13 protein-coding genes are annotated in these 15,205 nt (G+C 71.0%); 6 read left to right on the plus strand and 7 right to left on the minus strand.

All coding sequences use genetic code 11. From position 1 onward, the window contains the following. Window positions 1-10 precede the first annotated feature (10 nt). Window positions 11-1,075: a low-specificity L-threonine aldolase gene (ltaE, locus tag T336_RS0101930; RefSeq protein ID WP_026431291.1), complete on the minus strand. Its 1,065-nt coding sequence runs from the start codon at window positions 1,073-1,075 to the stop codon at window positions 11-13. 205 nt (window positions 1,076-1,280) lie between these two features. Here ltaE and T336_RS0101935 point away from each other — a divergent pair, with 205 nt between their 5' ends. Together T336_RS0101935 and T336_RS0101940 are read left to right on the plus strand one after the other, a co-directional pair. Beyond that, on the plus strand, window positions 1,281-2,420 hold the full coding sequence (locus tag T336_RS0101935; RefSeq protein ID WP_026431292.1) for an aminotransferase class V-fold PLP-dependent enzyme: 1,140 nt from the start codon (window positions 1,281-1,283) through the stop codon (window positions 2,418-2,420). 94 nt (window positions 2,421-2,514) lie between these two features. Beyond that, window positions 2,515-3,939: a DUF445 domain-containing protein gene (locus T336_RS0101940; RefSeq protein WP_019699991.1), complete on the plus strand. Its 1,425-nt coding sequence runs from the start codon at window positions 2,515-2,517 to the stop codon at window positions 3,937-3,939. Window positions 3,940-3,961: 22 nt separating this feature from the next. On the opposite strand, the gene T336_RS0101945 is transcribed toward T336_RS0101940, so the two are convergent. Both T336_RS0101945 and T336_RS0101950 read right to left on the minus strand, forming a co-directional pair. Continuing rightward, window positions 3,962-4,390, minus strand: a complete 429-nt coding sequence (locus T336_RS0101945; RefSeq protein ID WP_019699992.1) for a hypothetical protein — start codon at window positions 4,388-4,390, stop codon at window positions 3,962-3,964. 107 nt (window positions 4,391-4,497) lie between these two features. Further along, window positions 4,498-4,923: a hypothetical protein gene (locus T336_RS0101950; protein ID WP_019699993.1), complete on the minus strand. Its 426-nt coding sequence runs from the start codon at window positions 4,921-4,923 to the stop codon at window positions 4,498-4,500. A 309-nt stretch (window positions 4,924-5,232) separates the two neighbouring features. On the opposite strand from T336_RS0101950, the gene T336_RS0101955 reads away from it, so the two are divergent. Next, window positions 5,233-6,198: a hypothetical protein gene (locus tag T336_RS0101955; RefSeq protein WP_244883858.1), complete on the plus strand. Its 966-nt coding sequence runs from the start codon at window positions 5,233-5,235 to the stop codon at window positions 6,196-6,198. A gap of 71 nt (window positions 6,199-6,269) precedes the next feature. Here T336_RS0101955 and T336_RS0101960 read toward each other — a convergent pair whose 3' ends face one another. From T336_RS0101960 to purU, 4 genes are all read right to left on the minus strand, one after another. Beyond that, the gene (locus T336_RS0101960; protein WP_051647026.1) at window positions 6,270-7,805 is read right to left on the minus strand and encodes an FAD-linked oxidase C-terminal domain-containing protein; all 1,536 of its coding nucleotides are present in this window, start codon (window positions 7,803-7,805) and stop codon (window positions 6,270-6,272) included. Between the two features lie 86 nt (window positions 7,806-7,891). Continuing rightward, window positions 7,892-9,886 carry a UvrD-helicase domain-containing protein gene (locus T336_RS0101965; protein ID WP_026431296.1) on the minus strand — a complete coding sequence of 665 codons (1,995 nt, stop codon included), beginning with the start codon at window positions 9,884-9,886 and terminating at the stop codon, window positions 7,892-7,894. 43 nt (window positions 9,887-9,929) lie between these two features. Beyond that, a complete protein-coding gene (locus T336_RS0101970) occupies window positions 9,930-10,835 on the minus strand; it encodes a LysR substrate-binding domain-containing protein (RefSeq protein ID WP_019699997.1) in 906 nt (301 codons plus the stop codon). Window positions 10,836-10,865: 30 nt separating this feature from the next. Continuing rightward, window positions 10,866-11,714, minus strand: coding sequence for a formyltetrahydrofolate deformylase (gene purU / locus T336_RS0101975; RefSeq protein WP_011793823.1), 849 nt, complete (start codon window positions 11,712-11,714; stop codon window positions 10,866-10,868). A 51-nt stretch (window positions 11,715-11,765) separates the two neighbouring features. On the opposite strand from purU, the gene T336_RS0101980 reads away from it, so the two are divergent. From T336_RS0101980 to T336_RS0101990, 3 genes are all read left to right on the plus strand, one after another. Continuing rightward, window positions 11,766-13,739, plus strand: coding sequence for a putative bifunctional diguanylate cyclase/phosphodiesterase (locus T336_RS0101980; RefSeq protein WP_026431298.1), 1,974 nt, complete (start codon window positions 11,766-11,768; stop codon window positions 13,737-13,739). Between the two features lie 294 nt (window positions 13,740-14,033). Further along, window positions 14,034-14,405, plus strand: a complete 372-nt coding sequence (locus T336_RS0101985) for a hypothetical protein (RefSeq protein ID WP_026431299.1) — start codon at window positions 14,034-14,036, stop codon at window positions 14,403-14,405. 82 nt (window positions 14,406-14,487) lie between these two features. After that, window positions 14,488-15,204: an MgtC/SapB family protein gene (locus T336_RS0101990; protein WP_013593103.1), complete on the plus strand. Its 717-nt coding sequence runs from the start codon at window positions 14,488-14,490 to the stop codon at window positions 15,202-15,204. The last annotated feature ends 1 nt before the right edge of the window (window position 15,205 follow it).

Genomic DNA, 15,205 nt, shown 5'->3' on the forward strand with positions numbered 1-15,205 from the left:
GAGCGCAGGGTCAGCCCTGGAATTCCTCGACGCAGCCCAGGGTGTGTTCGACATCTTCGGGGCCCACGTCCAGGTGGGTGACCCAGCGCAGGCGGATCTGCCCGCCGCAGAGGCTGCGCGTGACGTAGATGCCGTGCTGGGACAGCCAGGCCATCAGGGCCGGGGCGATGTCGGAGTGCACGTCGGTGAACAGGATGTTGGTGTGCGCGGAGGCCACGCTGAGGCGCCGGCGCAGCACCGGATGGCTGCGGCCGACCTCCGCCAGGCCCTCGGCCAGCGAGCGCAGCAGGGTATGGTCGTCCGCCATGCGGCGCACGTGGTGGTCCAGGGCATAGTGCCCTGCGGCGGCGAGCATGCCGACCTGCCGCATGGCGCCGCCCAGCATCTTGCGGGTGCGGCGGGCGCGTGCGATGAATTCATGGGAGCCGAGCAGCAGGGAGCCCACGGGGGCGCCCAGGCCCTTGCTCAGGCAGATTGAGGCGGAGTCGAAATGCGCGCAGATGGCGCGCGCCTCGTCGTACACGTCCGTGCCGTGGGCCATGGCGTTGGCGGTGGCCGCATTGAACAGGCGGGCGCCGTCGAGGTGCATGGACAGCTGGCGGCTGCGCGCGAGGGCGGCCACGTCGGCGATGTACGGGTTGGGCAGGACCTGGCCGCCGGCCGTGTTTTCCAGCACCACGAGGCGGGTGCGGGCGAAGTGCGGGTCGTCCGGCTTGATGGCGGACGCGATATCGCGCAGGCACAACGTGCCGTCGGCGCGGTTCTCGATGGGCTGGGGATGGATGGAGCCCAGCGTCGCCATGCCGCCGCCTTCCCAGCGGTAGGTGTGCCAGCTCTGGCCCACGATAGCTTCGTCCCCCCGCTGGCAGTGGCCCATGAGCGCGATGAGGTTGGCCTGCGTGCCGCTGGGGGCGAACAGCGCGGCGTCGAATCCCAGCAGTTCCGCGGCATGGTTCTGCAGGTCGTTCACGGAAGGGTCGTCGCCGAAGACGTCGTCGCCCAGGGGGGCGGCCTGCATGGCTTCACGCATGGCCGCGGTGGGCTGCGTGACGGTATCGCTGCGGAAGTCGTGCATCGGAAGGAGCTCCTGGGAGGCGGGAGAAGGGGCGGGCTTCGGCTGCGATAGTAGCTGCGGCGACCCCCTCCGGGAGCGAAACGGGGCAATTCCCCTCGGGATGCCGGTGCGCTCCCGGCTGCGGGCGGTGTAAGCTGGGGCGCTTTCGTGCCGGGCCCTTTCCAGGGTCTGTCCCCTTTTCCGTTTTCCAAGGAGTTGCCCCGCCATGCCCGGTCTGTTGCCCGATGTCGATCCCGATGGCCTGCTGGAGTTCTCGGTCGTGTACACCGACCGGGCTCTCAACCACATGTCCCGCCGGTTCGCCGGGGTGGTGCAGGACATCCTCGCCATGCTGAAGTCGGTGTACGGCGCCCACACCGCCGTGCTCGTTCCCGGTAGCGGCACGTTCGGCATGGAGGCGGTGGCCCGCCAGTTCGCCAACCGCGAGAAGGTGCTGATCGTGCGCAATGGCTGGTTCAGCTACCGCTGGAGCCAGATTTTCGACGTGGGCGGGCTGGGCGGTGGAGCCGTGGTCTGCCAGGCGCGCCAGCAGGGCGAGGGCCCGCAGGCACCCTGGGCGCCGTGCCCTGCCGACGAAGTGGCGCAGGCCATCCGCGCCGAGCGGCCGAAGGTGGTGTTCGCGCCGCACGTGGAGACGGCCAGCGGCATCCTGCTGCCGGACGATTACCTGCGCACCGTGGCGGAGGCGGCGCACGAGGTGGGCGCGCTGTTCGTGCTGGACTGCGTGGCCTCCGGCGCGATGTGGGTGGACATGCGCGCCACGGGCGTGGACGTGCTCATCTCCGCGCCGCAGAAGGGCTGGAGCGGCTCCCCCTGCTGCGCCATGGTCATGCTGAGCGAGCGCGCGCGGCAGGCCATCGAGGGAACGCAGAGTTCCAGCTTCTCCTGCGACCTCAAGAAATGGATGCAGATCGCGGAAGGCTACGAGAAGGGGCAGCATGCCTACCACACGACCATGCCGACCGATGCGCTCGTGCGGCTGCGGGACGTGATGTTCGAGACCCGGGACGACGGCTTCGATCGGGTGCGCGAACGGCAGATCGAACTGGGCGCGAAGGTGCGCGCGCTGCTGGAATCCCGCGGGTTCCCGAGCGTGGCGGCCGAAGGCTGGAAGGCGCCGGGCGTGGTGGTGAGCTATACCACCGACCCGGGCATCCAGAACGGCCGCAAGTTCCTGGAGGCCGGCTTGCAGACGGCCGCGGGCGTGCCGCTGCAGTGCGGCGAGGGCCCGGAGTTCCAGACGTTCCGCCTGGGCCTCTTCGGCCTGGACAAGTGGCGCAACGTGGACCGCACGGTCGGCCACCTGGCCACGGCCCTGGACCGCATCGCGCCCGCCCAGGGCTGAATCCGCACCGGGCGCGGCGGCCCTAAACCGCCAAGCCCGTACGGGCAACAGTTCCTTACGCCCCGCCGGGCGGCGGGCGGGCTATTCTCCGGGCATGGACAGCAGCAGTCGCAACCGCAACCCTGGCGACGGCGGACCCGCGCCGGGCATGGAAGCCCTGGGCGCCGCGGGCGGCCTCCTGGGGGTTCCTCCCGTGGCCGAAGGCCCTTCGGCATCGCCGGCCGCCACCGAGCGCGCGCTGGCGCTGGCGCGGTCGAAATGGCTGGCCACCGGGCTGCTGCTGGCCGTGGCGGCAGTCTTCGCCGGCACCTATGCCCTGCCGCCGAGCCTGCTGGTGTCGTGCGTGCGCGCGATGGCAGAGGCGGCGATGGTCGGCGCGCTGGCGGACTGGTTCGCGGTATCCGCCCTGTTCCGCCGGATCCCGCTGCCCTGGGTGCAGCGCCATACCGACATCATCGCGCGCAACAAGGAGCGCATCGGCGGCAACCTGGCCGTGTTCGTGCGCGACAAGTTCCTGGACGCCCCCTCGCTGGTCACGCTGATCCGCCGCCATGACCCGGCCGACATGCTGGCGCAATGGCTGACGTCGCCGGGCAATGCGCAGCTGCTGGGGCGGCAGGTGGCACGGCTGGCGCTCGCGGCGCTCGATACGGTGGAGGACGCGCGCATCCAGCGCTTCATGAACCAGGCCGCGCGCGCGCTGGTGGGTCAGCTGGACCTGTCGCGCACCATGGCCGCGGCGCTGGGTGCGCTCACCCAGGGGGGGCGGCACCAAGTGCTGCTGGACGACGTGCTCGCGCGCGTGACCCTGCTGCTGCGCGCCCCCGAGACGCGCACCTTCATCGCGGAAGCCATCGTGCAGTGGATCAAGCGGGAGCACCCCCTGAAGGAGAAGGTGCTGCCCACCGACTGGCTCAGCGGCAAGGGGGCCGGCGCCATTGCCCAGGCCATCGACAGCCTGCTGGCCGAGGTGGCGAGCGATCCGGCGCACCAGTTGCGCTCGGCGCTCGATGCCGCGGTGCAGCGGCTGATCGAGCGGCTGCAGACCGATCCCGACTGGGAGCGGCGCGGCCTCGAGCTGCGCGAGTACCTGCAGAATGACGAGACCCTGGGCCGCTACGTGCATGACCTGTGGACGAACCTGCGCGAGCGGCTGCAGAAGGACCTGGCCGACGACGATTCCGAGATATCCCGCAGGGTGGCCGCCATGGGGCAGTGGCTGGGCATGGCGCTGGCGGGCGACCCCGCGCTGCGCGTGCGGCTGAACGTGCGTCTGCAGCTCTGGGCCACGCAGGTGGCGCCCGATCTGTCGCAGTTCGTGGCCGAGCACATCCGCAACACCGTGGACCGGTGGGATGCCAAGGAAATGGCGCGGCTCGTGGAACTGCACATCGGCAGCGACCTGCAGTTCATCCGCATCAACGGCACCGTGGTCGGCGGCCTGATCGGACTCGTGCTGTTCGCACTCTCGCATGCGCGGGAAATCGCCCAGGGGCTGGGAATCCTCGCCGCCGGCTGAGCCGGCAGCTTCCATTGCCGGGTCAGCCCTTGCGCGGTTCCTCCCCCGCCGCGTGGGCCCGCGCGATGGCCAGGATGACCTCGCGTGCCAGGCGCCGCTGGGGGACGGGCAGCTTGAGATAGATGTCGAAAAGCTCGCGGTCGTCGTAGCCGAGTCCGGCATGCCATTTGTGGAGGGGCTCGCCGGCCGCGCGCAGGGCGGCGCTGCCCTCCCCCGCATCGACGAGGTCCTCCAGCGGCACGCGCAGCCACTGCGACAGCGTGGTGAGCTTGCGGGGCCCCGGCATGGTTTCCCCGAGCAGCCACCGGCGTACGCCGTGGAGCGTCATGGGCTTGCCCCAGTGGCGCGTGTTGAACTCGCGTTCCAGCACCGAGGGTTTGGGCTCGTAGCCTGCCGTTTCCATTGCCTCCCGCAATTTCCGGGCGAATTTTTGTTTTGCTTGATCCTGCATGCCGGCACGCTAGGGACCCCTGCAGAGCGTGGCGTGACTCGGAATGCGGGTTACGTCCGGGGTGTGATCCTTGGTTCAGTGGACTGCGGGGAACGGGTATCCGTACGTCAGTTCCGGCCCCGCCGCTCTTCCTCGGCGGCATGCGCGCGGGCGATGGCGAGGATCACTTCGCGGGCGATGCGGCGCTGTGGCACGGGCAGCCGCAGGTAGACCTCGAACAGCTGGCGGTCGTCGTAGCCCATGCCGGCATGCCAGAGGGCGGCGGGCTCGGCGCTGGGGCGCACGGCCTGCGGCGCTGCGTCTTCCAGGAAGTCCTGCAGGGGTATCTGCAGCCATTGGGAGAGGGTGACGAGCTTGCGGTGATCGGGCAGGGTTTCGCCGCGCAGCCAGCGCCGCACGCCGTGCAGGCTCATGGGCTTGCCCCAGTGGCGGATGTTGAATTCCCGCTCGAGAACGGACGGCCGGGCTTCGTAGCCCGCCTTTTCCATAGCGTTCCGTAACTTCTCGGCAAAATTTTGCTTTGCATCCTGCATGCAGTCACGCTATGGATCGCCCGACGAAACGGGGTGATTCGGCTATATAGTCACGAAATCAACGTGATTTACGGTTACGGTTACGGATTCGGTGCGCGGCGCTGTCTGGCGGGCCGGGCAGGCATGCGCAGACGGCCCGTGACGGGTCCACGACAAAGGGAAGGGCGTGCGATGGAGGACGTGGTTGGCATGGCGCTGCAGGCGCCGGAAAGGGCGCTTTGCATCGGGGGCTGGGGGGTCGCCGAAAACGGGGAGCGTAGCGAAGGGTACAACCCGCGGCCCGCGGGCCGGCCGGAGCCGGACGATCCGATGGAGAGCGCCATCGCCCAGCTGCGGCTGGCGTGGTGCATGAAGGACCCCGACACCACGGCGGACCGCTGGATCGCCTCGGCCGAGTGGCCGTTCCGCGCGATGGCACTGGCGGTCGAGGCGCGCCGGCGTGCCCTCTGGGGTCGGCTGTCTGCCCTGGGAATGGCGCGCCTGCAGGCCCAGGGAGAAGGGCTGGACACGGTGCTGGGCCTGGCGCGGCGGCTGCCGCGAGGGATGGCGCCCACGCGCGGCGCAGGTCTGGGGGGCGCGCCGGAGCAGGGCGCCCCGCGGCTGGAGGACCTGGCAGCCGTGGAGGGCCGTGCGGCGGATCTGCGCAGCTACGGCTGGCAGGGGCTGTCCCCCGGGGCCATGGTGGCCTGGGCGCTGGGGCACGGGGCCGGCGCGGTGGGCGCCGCGGCAGAGAATCCAACGGTGGCCTGGCTGAGCGGAGCCCCCGTGGCGGCGGCCAACGCGCAGGGGCCCTGCATGGTGTTCGGCGGGGTGATCGATGCGGTGGTGCTGCGTGCATTGCGCGCCAGCGCGGAAGGCCGGGTGGACGAGGCGCTGGCGATCGCCCGCATGCACTCCGCACCGCTGCAGGACGCGGCGGAGCAGGTGGAGTGCGCCGCCGCCGTGCTGGACGCGATCGACCTGCGCGTGCAGGAAATCATCTGGCTGCTCGGGCGGCTGGAAGCACGCCTCGGCCCGGTGGCGCACCGGGCCGAGATCGCGCTGGCGCTGCGGGAGGCGCGCCAGGCGCACCCGGCGCGCACTGCGGGGCAGGGCCTGGCTCCGGAGCTGCTGCCCGGGGAGCGAGCGGTGCTGGAAATGCTGACCACGCTGGGCGGAGCGCTGTACCGCACCGCGACGGTCCACCTGCTGGACGACCTGGGCCGCCTGACGCGCCAGAGCGGTGAAACCGTGGCCCGCATGCGGCGCTGGCTGCTGATGACCCCGGCGGGGTAGTCCCGGCCGTGGGCGATACCCCTCGTGCGACGGCATGCGGCAACGGCGCGAAACAGCGGGCGAGGGTGGCCCTAGAACCGGGGCAGTTCCGGATGCGCGATCTGTCCGCCGCGCACCAGCATCTTTCCGTACTCCGCGCAGCGGTTCAGGGTGGGAATGACCTTGCCCGGGTTGAGCAGGCCGGCCGGGTCGAACGCAGCCTTGAGGGCGAACATCTGTGCGTTTTCCTCGGTGGTGAACTGGGTGCACATGCTGTTGAGCTTTTCCACGCCCACGCCGTGCTCGCCGGAGACGGTGCCGCCCATGGCCACGCTGGTCTCCAGGATGTCGGCGCCGAAGAGCTCGCAGCGGTGCAGCTCGTCGGCGTCGTTGGCATCGAACAGCACCAGCGGGTGCAGGTTGCCGTCGCCGGCATGGAAGACGTTGCAGCAGCGCAGGCCGTATTTCTGCTCCATCTCCTGGATGGCCAGCAGGATGTCGGCCAGGCGCTTGCGCGGAATGGTCGAGTCCAGGCACATGTAGTCGGGGCTGATGCGGCCCGAGGCCGGGAAGGCGTTCTTGCGTCCGCTCCAGAAGCGCAGGCGCTCGGCCTCGTTCTCGCTCACGGTGATGGCGGTGGCGCCGGCCGAGCGCAGCACCTCGCTCATGCGGCCGATCTCTTCCTCGACCTCCTCGGGCGTGCCGTCGCTCTCGCACAGCAGGATGGCCTCGGCCGCCAGGTCGTAGCCGGCCTGGACAAAGTCTTCCACGGCGGCGGTCATGGGCTTGTCCATCATCTCCAGCCCGGCCGGGATGATGCCTGCCGCGATCACGGCGGCCACCGCGTCGCCGGCCTTGCGCACGTCGTCGAAGCTGGCCATGATGCAGCGCGCCAGCTGCGGCTTGGGGATCAGGCGCACCGTGGCCTCGGTGGTCACGGCCAGCATGCCTTCGCTGCCGATCACGGCGGCCAGCAGGTCGTAGCCGGGCGCATCCAGCGCCTCGCTGCCGAATTCGACCGGCTCGCCTTCCACGGTGAAGCCGCGCACGCGCAGCACGTTGTGCACGGTGAGGCCGTATTTCAGGCAATGCACGCCGCCCGAGTTCTCGGCGATGTTGCCGCCGATGGTGCAGGCGATCTGGCTGGACGGGTCGGGCGCGTAGTACAGCTGCCAGGGCGCGGCGGCCTCGCTGATGGCCAGGTTGCGCACGCCGCACTGCACGCGCGCCGTGCGGCTCACTGGGTCGATGGACAGGATGCGGTTGAAGCGCGCCAGCGACAGGGTGACGCCCAGGGCGTGGGGCATGGCGCCGCCCGACAGGCCCGTGCCGGCGCCGCGCGCCACCACCGGCACGCCCAGCGCGTGGCAGGTGCGGAGCACGGCCTGCACCTGGGCTTCGGTCTCGGGCAGGCAGACCACCAGCGGGCGCTGGCGATAGGCGGTGAGGCCGTCGCATTCATAGGGCGTGGTGTCTTCCGCATGCCAGAGCAGCATGTGGGGGGGCAGGTGGGCGGACAGGGCCTGCACGACCTGCGCCTGCCGGGCGGCGCGCTCTGTGGCGCCGGGGGGCAGGCTGGCAGTCGGGGAGCCGGGGGATGCAGCGGGGAGGGGGGCGACGGCGCTCATGCCCTTCACTTTAGAGGAAGGCGGCTCGCGGGTGCGTGAGTTTTCTTTCAGAGCCGCGTGAATCGGCCGGATGGTCGGCCGGAGGGTCACACCGGTCCGGGGCTGACCGGGCGCCGGCTGCCTTCCAGCAGCCAGAGGTGCCGGCTGGCGCGGGTCAGGGCCACGTAGAGCATGTTGCGTTCCCGGTAGGCCTCGTGCAGGGCGGCGGCGCGGGGAAAGCGGCCGCGCTCGACCAGCGGCACGGCGACGTGTTCGTATTCGTGGCCCTTGCAGCGCTCCACGGTCAGCAACTGCAGGCTGGGGGCCTCGTTCTGGCGATGCTGCCGGATGCCGGACTCCACCATGAGTGCCAATTGCCCCAGGAATTCATCGACGGACAGGCCCGTGCAGATGCGCGAGAGCGCCTGCAGGCTGTCCAGGCACTGGCGGTGTTCATCAGGGCTGATGGGGGCGTCGGCGAAGAAGCGGTGCAGCAGCGGGTGGTTGCAGAGCCGGCCGGCGTCCGCGCACACTTCGGGTGGCAGCTCCAGCCAGGCCTCGCAGGCGGCGGAGGCCACGGGCGCGCTGGGGTCGAAGCTGGCGCGCAGCAGGAAGTCGCGCATGCGGTCCGGCTGGTGGACGAGTTCGGCGGCGACGGCGCGGGTGTCCACTTCGGCGGTGGAGTGCTGCGCCAGGGCCTGCAAATCGAACAGGCCGTTGGCCAGCACGTCGGCATCGGGCCGGCTGCCGCGCCGCACATAGCGCATCAGGCCGTCGAGCGCGCTGCTCAGGATGCCCTGCGTGAGCCGCACCTGGCCGCCGCAGCCCGGCAGCGCCCGGAACAGGGCCAGCACCAGGGCGATCTCCGGGCGCTGGTAGAACCGCTTCAGGCCCTTGCAGGCGTAATGGATGCCCTCGTGGGCGAAGCGCCATTCCAGCAGCACGGAGTCCTCGGGCGAGCGCAGCACCACGGTCAAACAGGGCGCCGCGCCACTGGCCGGGGGCGGGGCGTGCTGCACGAACTGGTGGATGGCCAGCAGTTGCCGGGCGCAGTCCTCGTCGCTGTCGTAGGCGAGCCGCTCGAAGCGGGCGGTCTTGGTGGGGTAGTGCGTCTCGAATTCCACGCCGAAGAGCGGGTTCAGGCCTTCGCAGATGGCCCTGCCGAAACGGTAGGTGGTGTTGAGCGTGAGCACTTCGGGCGGCTCGGGCAGCTCCTGCCGGATGCGTTGCAGCCCGTTGCCGAAAACGGAGAATGCGCCGGGCAGGATGTGCTGGTTGAAGTCGCCCGCACCCACGAACACGCCGTTGCCGCCGGCCACGAGGTGGCGCAGCACCAGCATGGCGGCCTCGTCCAGGTCCTGCAGCTCGTCGAACAGCACGGCGTCGTAGCGGCCCTGCAGCCAGGGGCAGGGATCGCCGAAGTCCAGTTCGCCGAGCTGCCGGGCGATTTCGTAGGTGCAGTCTCCCGGGGCGTAGAACTGCGGTTCGTCGTCCGGCCCCCGGCGCAGGCGTTCGTACCGGCCCAGCAGCAGGTAGAGCCCGTAGTCCAGCGCGTGGTCCCGGCAGTAGGTGGCAGCGTGCATGCCCTCGCGGGCGATGTCGCGGTGCAGCAGGCGCTGCTTGGCCAGGGCCTCGAAGTCGGTGAAGGCCTGCACGTCGAGTTCGCGGGCCAGGAAGTCTGCAGCCTCGGGCGGTGCCTCGTGCCGCATTTCCTGCAGCAGCGCGGCGTGGGCCTGGCGGATCAGCAGTTGGCGCTCCAGCGGCTCGGCCAGCGTGTTCACGGGCAGGCCCTGGGCCTTCAGCAGGCCGGCGCACAGTTGCTCCACCGTCATGATCCGCACCTCGCGCGCGTCGGCCGGCATGTAGCGGCCCAGCCGGTCGTGGAGCGCGGCGAGGCCCGCGTCGGAGTAGGCCAGCATGAGCACCCGGCGCGCACCGCGCATCTGGACCAGGTCCGCCGCCTTGGTCGCCAGGGTGGTGGTCTTGCCGGTGCCCGCCAGCGCGTTGATGAGCACCGTTTTCGCCGTGGTGTTGAGGACGGCCTTCTGCTCGTCGTTCGGACGGCGCTGGATGAAGGGGGCAGGGGCGGGGGGCTGGGCCATGGGATCCGATGCAGGAGGCCCGCGGGGCCTCGGGGAGGTGTTGTCAAGTGACCCTGCGCAGCCATTCGGCGAACGCAGCGCATTCCCAGCGGTCCATGGTGCCGGTGCGCCAGCAGAGGTAGTGGGCATGGGGGCTGGGGGCATCGAGCGGGAACAGCCGCACGAGGGTGCCGTTCTCCAGCCAGGATGCGCCGAGCTTGAGGCGCACCAGCGCCACGCCCATGCCGGCCGAGGCCGCATCGCACATCAGGCCGATGTCGTTGAATTGCGAACCTTCCGAGGGCTCCGCCCAGCCGAGCCCGGCGGCGGCGAACCAGGTGCGCCACGGCTCCAGCGGGCTGCGCAGCAGGGGCGAACCTTCGAGGTCCGCGGGGCGCTCGAAGGGGCCGTGCTCGCGCAGGAAGCCGGGGGAAGCCAGGGGCGTGACGACGTCGCGCGAGAGTTCCACGTGCTCCATGTCGGCGTAGTGCCCCGGGCCGAAGCGCACCACGAGGTCCGCATCCTCCGCGACCACGTCGAGCAGGGGGATGGAGACGTGCAGCGCGAGGTCGATCTCCGGGTAGGCCTCGGTGAACTGGCGCAGCCGCGGGATCAGGATGGCCCGCGCGAAGGTGGGGGTGACGGCGATCTTGAGCCGCCGCTTGCCCGGCGCGGCCGCCGTGCCCGGAAAGCGCTGCAGCGCACCAAGCCCCTCGCGCACGTGGGCGAGGTAGGCGCTGCCTTCGGTGGTGAGCGAGAAATCCGCCCGCCCGAACAGCCGCGCGCCCAGGATCTGCTCCAGCTGGCGCACGCGGTGGCTCACTGCGCTGGGCGTCACGCACAGCTCGTCGGCCGTCTGCGTCACGCTGCGCAGCCGCGCCAGCGCCTCGAAGGTCAGCAGGCACTGGATCGGCGGGATGCGCTGGGCGGCGCTTCTGGAAGATGGCAACGGAGGGCTGGTTGAAACCATTCAGGCCCGAAGCGCTTCAGGAAGCATGCGTTACTTGAAGATGACGGTCTTGTGGCCGTTGAGCAGCACCCGGTGCTCGGTGTGCCACTTCACGGCGCGGGCCAGCACCTGGCTTTCGGTGTCGCGGCCGCGGGCCGTCAGGTCTTCCACGGTGTCGGTGTGGTCGGCGCGGGCCACGTCCTGCTCGATGATCGGGCCTTCGTCCAGGTCGGCGGTCACGTAGTGGGCGGTGGCGCCGATGAGCTTCACGCCGCGGTCGTGCGCCTGGTAGTAGGGCTTGGCCCCCTTGAAGCTGGGCAGGAAGCTGTGGTGGATGTTGATGGCCCGGCCCTCCAGCTTGCGGCAGAGGTCGTCCGACAGCACCTGCATGTAGCGGGCCAGCACGACCAGTTCGGCGCCTTCCTGCTGGATGATCTCGTACTGGCGTGCCTCGGCCTGGGGCTTGTTGTCCTTCGTGACCGGGATGTGGTGGAAGGGGACGTTGTAGCTGGCCGCCAGCTGGTAGAAGTCGCGGTGGTTGCTGATGATGGCGCAGATGTGCACCGGCAGCAGGCCGGACTTCCAGCGGAACAGCAGGTCATTGAGGCAGTGGCCTTCGCGGCTGACCATGATGGCGGTCTTCATGGGCTCGCTGGCGGCGTGCAGGCTCCAGTGCATGCGGTGCGGCTCGGCGAATTCGGTCAGGCGCGCACGCAGTGCGGCCTGGTCGTGGGTGTCGCAGGCGAAGCGCACGCGCATGAAGAACAGGCCGGTGGCGTGGTCGTTGTACTGGGCGGCTTCCTCGATGTTGCCGCCATGCTCGAGCAGGAATCCGGAGACCGCATGCACCAGCCCGAGCTTGTCCGGGCAGGAGAGGGTGAGAATATAGGCTTGGGTCATAGCGGGGCGATTGTCGCAGCACGGCCCGCAGCAACGCGGAGCAAGGAATTGATGCATGAGGAGGAGGGGGGCATCCCCCGCAACGCTCCCGGGGGGATGGCAGGCTGGTGGGTACCCGCCGCACTGCTCCTGTACGCTGCCGCCGGGCTGGCCTGGGTGGCCGGCGCGGAGGCGCTTTTGCCGGCCGGCAGCGTGCTGCGTGCGGCGCTGCAGGCGGCCTTCGTACTCGCTCCGGCGGGCTGCGGCGTGTGGGCGCTGCGGCGCTGGCGCGCGCGGGGCCGGGAGATCGCGGTCCTCGCCCGTGGTGCCCTGCAGGCCGACGAGCGCCAGCGGCTCGCGGCCACGGTGGTGGACAACGCGGCCGAGGGCATGGTGGTGACCGACGCCGAGAGCCGCATCCTTTCTGTGAACTCGGCCTTCACGCGGCTCATGGGCTACGGCGAGGCGGAACTGCTGGGCCGCACGCCGCGGCTGTTCAAGTCGGGCCGCCACGGCCGCGCGTTCTACGAGGCCATGTGGGAAGAGCTGGGCCGCACGGGGCACTGGCAGGGCGAGATCTGGAACCGCCGCAAGAACGGTGAGGTGTTTCCCGAGCGCATGTCGCTGTCCAGCGTGCGCAATGGGCGCGGCGAGGTGACGCACTACGTGTGCCTGTTCACCGACATTTCCCAGGAGCACGAGCAGCGGCGCCGGCTGGAGGTGATGGCCCATACCGATCCGCTCACGGGCCTGCCCAACCGCATGTTTTTCGCGCAGCAGCTGGAGGAGGCGATGGCGGACGCGCGCGCCCGCGGCGAGCCGCTGGCGGTGCTGCTGGTCAACCTGGACCGGTTCAAGGATGTGAACGACAGCTACGGCCATGCGGTGGGCGACCAGGTGCTGCGCCACATCGCGGAGCGCGTGCGGGATGCGCTGCGGCCGGGGGACCTCGCGGGGCGGCTGGCGGGCGACGAGATCGGCGTGATCGCCCGCCGCGTGGAGGGCGCGCAGGGCGCGGTGGCGGCCGCCCGGGCCCTGCTGGCCGCGCTGGCCGAGCCCTGGCGCTCGCCCGACGGCTTCGAGGTGGTGGCCTCGGCCAGCGTGGGCATCTGCCTGTTCCCGGACCATGGCGATACCGCCGATGCGCTGCTGCAGGGCGCCCATGCGGCGGTGTACGGCGCGCGCGAGCACGGGCAGGGCGCATGGCATTTCTTCGACGAGAGCCTCACCCAGGCCGCGCGCGAGCGCCTCGCCCTGGAGGCGCGGCTGCGCTCGGCGCTGGCCCAGGGGCACCTGCAGCTGCACTACCAGCCGCAGGTGGACATCGCCTCCGGGCGCATCGTGGGCGCGGAGGCGCTGGTGCGCTGGATCGACCCGGTGGAGGGCACCATCGCGCCCGACCGTTTCATCCCGGTGGCCGAGCGCACGGGCATGATCGGCCCGCTGGGCGAATGGGTGATGCAGGAGGCCTGCCGCCAGGCCCAGGGCTGGCGCGAGGCCGGGCTGCCCGAGGTGACGATGGCCGTGAACGTCTCCCCGCGCCAGTTCCACCTGACCGACCTGGCGGGCTGCGCGGCCCTGGCGCTGGCGGATTCCGGCCTGCCGTCCACGCTGCTGGAACTGGAGCTCACCGAGGGGGCTCTGGCGGAGCGCCCCGAGGAGGCGCGGCAGGTGCTGCTTCGGCTGCGTGGCCTGGGGCTGCGGCTGGCGATCGATGATTTCGGCACGGGTTACTCGTCGCTGGCGCACCTCAAGCGCTTCCCGATCGATGTGCTGAAGATCGACAAGGGGTTCATCCGCGACCTGCCGCAGAGCGCGGACGACATGGCGATCTGCGCGGCCATCATCGCGATGGGGCACAGCCTGGGCCTGGCGGTGCTGGCCGAGGGGGTGGAAACGCCGGAGCAGCTGGCGTTCCTGCGCAGCCGGGGCTGCGATCGCTACCAGGGCTACCTGTGCCGCCGGCCGGTGCCCGCGGCGGAGTTCGCCGCGCTGCTGGCGCAGCAGGCCGCGGGAGTTGACGCGCCTTCGCCGGCCCAGCCATAATCCGCCCGCTTTTTCCGCGGGCCGCCCGGCCTGCTGCCTGCCGGCCCCTGCCGGCTTCTTCCCGCGCGTCCTGCGCGGGCCCATCCACCGGCGCGCGCGAGCGCGGGAGAGAACGCCATGGACCCCTACCCTAGACGGCCCTCCCCCGCCATGCCCCCGGTGTGCCCGATGGCCGCCCCCTTCTCCCGCATTTCCCTTGCCGCATCCGGCGCGCGCCCGGACGCCGCCTGCCGTCCGCCCCGGCGCTGACGGCACGGAGGTTCCCCGCGCGCCTGGCGCGGCTGGAGCCTTCCCATGTTCTTCTTCCGTTCTTTTCTTCCTGCCTCCTTCCAGAGGGACGAACTGGTTGCCCTGGTGCTGCGCGATGCGCTCGCCCGCCGCCGCCCGCAGGCGCTGTGCGGCCTGCTGCAGAGCCACGGACGCGGCGCCGTGGCGGCGTGCCTGTCCCGCGAGCCGGGCGCGGTGATCGCCGATGCGCTGTCCATGCTGCCCGCGGACCAGCGCCGCGCGGTCTTCCGGCGCCTGAGCCGGCCCGCCCGCGAGCGGGCCGAGCGCATCGGCGGCCGGGCGTTCGACGCCTTCAGGCCTTCCGTTCCGGCAGGCGCCTGGCGCCGCGCACGGGCCTGGTGGGCGCGCCGCTGCCGGCGTTCCGGCACGCCGGCCTAGCGCGGCCCCGCCGCCCTGTTCCAGCCCGTTTCCCGCCTTCTTCCGCTCCCTGCCCGGCAGGCCACCGCACCCGGACCGCACCATGCAATTCCTCCGCCATTTCCACCTGTTCCCCTTCCTCGACACCCTGGTCAGCCTGCTCACCGCCTTCGGACTGGGCGCGGCGATCGGGCTGGAGCGACAGATCCGCCAGCGGACGGCGGGGCTGCGCACCAACACGCTCGTGGCCGTGGGGGCCGCGGCCTTCGTGGTGCTGGCAGACCGGCTCGAGGGGCCGTCCGGCGCGGTGCGCGTGATCGCCTACGTGGTGTCGGGCGTGGGCTTCCTGGGCGCGGGGGCCATCATGAAGGAGGGCGCGAACATCACCGGGCTCAATACGGCGGCGACGCTCTGGGGCTCCGCGGCCGTGGGCGCCTGCGCGGGGTCGCACCTCGTGGCCGAGGCGGTGCTGGCCGCGCTGTTCGTGCTGGCGAGCAATACGTTGCTGCGCCCCGTGGCCAACCGCATCAACCGGCGCCCGGTGCAGGAAGCCACCAGCGAGGCCATCTACACCGTCTATGTGCTGTGCGAGCGCGGCGTGCACGGCGAGGTGCGCGAACGCATGGTGGAGTTGCTGGAGGGGGCGAACTACCCGGTGCGCGGCGTGGGCCAGCATGCCTTCGGGCGTACCGAGACCGAGATCGAGGCGACGCTCTACGCCACGGCCGTGGAGGCCGATGAGCTGGATGCCGTGATGCGTGCGATCGAGGAACTGCCCGGCGTGCTGCAGGCGTTCTGGAACGCCGGGTCGGAGGAATAGG

The organism is Paracidovorax oryzae ATCC 19882, assembly GCF_000687165.1.
Lineage (GTDB): Bacteria > Pseudomonadota > Gammaproteobacteria > Burkholderiales > Burkholderiaceae_C > Paracidovorax > Paracidovorax oryzae.

What these genes read in the sequence shown, in the direction of transcription:
- T336_RS0101950 (WP_019699993.1), bottom strand. Translation starts at nt 4,923, where the DNA reads ATGCAGGATGCAAAGCAAAATTTTGCCGAGAAGTTACGGAACGCTATG.
- T336_RS0101990 (WP_013593103.1), top strand. Translation starts at nt 14,488, where the DNA reads ATGCAATTCCTCCGCCATTTCCACCTGTTCCCCTTCCTCGACACCCTG.
- purU (WP_011793823.1), bottom strand. Translation starts at nt 11,714, where the DNA reads ATGACCCAAGCCTATATTCTCACCCTCTCCTGCCCGGACAAGCTCGGG.
- T336_RS0101970 (WP_019699997.1), bottom strand. Translation starts at nt 10,835, where the DNA reads ATGGTTTCAACCAGCCCTCCGTTGCCATCTTCCAGAAGCGCCGCCCAG.
- T336_RS0101940 (WP_019699991.1), top strand. Translation starts at nt 2,515, where the DNA reads ATGGACAGCAGCAGTCGCAACCGCAACCCTGGCGACGGCGGACCCGCG.
- ltaE (WP_026431291.1), bottom strand. Translation starts at nt 1,075, where the DNA reads ATGCACGACTTCCGCAGCGATACCGTCACGCAGCCCACCGCGGCCATG.
- T336_RS0101980 (WP_026431298.1), top strand. Translation starts at nt 11,766, where the DNA reads ATGCATGAGGAGGAGGGGGGCATCCCCCGCAACGCTCCCGGGGGGATG.
- T336_RS0101945 (WP_019699992.1), bottom strand. Translation starts at nt 4,390, where the DNA reads ATGCAGGATCAAGCAAAACAAAAATTCGCCCGGAAATTGCGGGAGGCA.
- T336_RS0101985 (WP_026431299.1), top strand. Translation starts at nt 14,034, where the DNA reads ATGTTCTTCTTCCGTTCTTTTCTTCCTGCCTCCTTCCAGAGGGACGAA.
- T336_RS0101960 (WP_051647026.1), bottom strand. Translation starts at nt 7,805, where the DNA reads ATGAGCGCCGTCGCCCCCCTCCCCGCTGCATCCCCCGGCTCCCCGACT.
- T336_RS0101935 (WP_026431292.1), top strand. Translation starts at nt 1,281, where the DNA reads ATGCCCGGTCTGTTGCCCGATGTCGATCCCGATGGCCTGCTGGAGTTC.
- T336_RS0101955 (WP_244883858.1), top strand. Translation starts at nt 5,233, where the DNA reads ATGGAGAGCGCCATCGCCCAGCTGCGGCTGGCGTGGTGCATGAAGGAC.
- T336_RS0101965 (WP_026431296.1), bottom strand. Translation starts at nt 9,886, where the DNA reads ATGGCCCAGCCCCCCGCCCCTGCCCCCTTCATCCAGCGCCGTCCGAAC.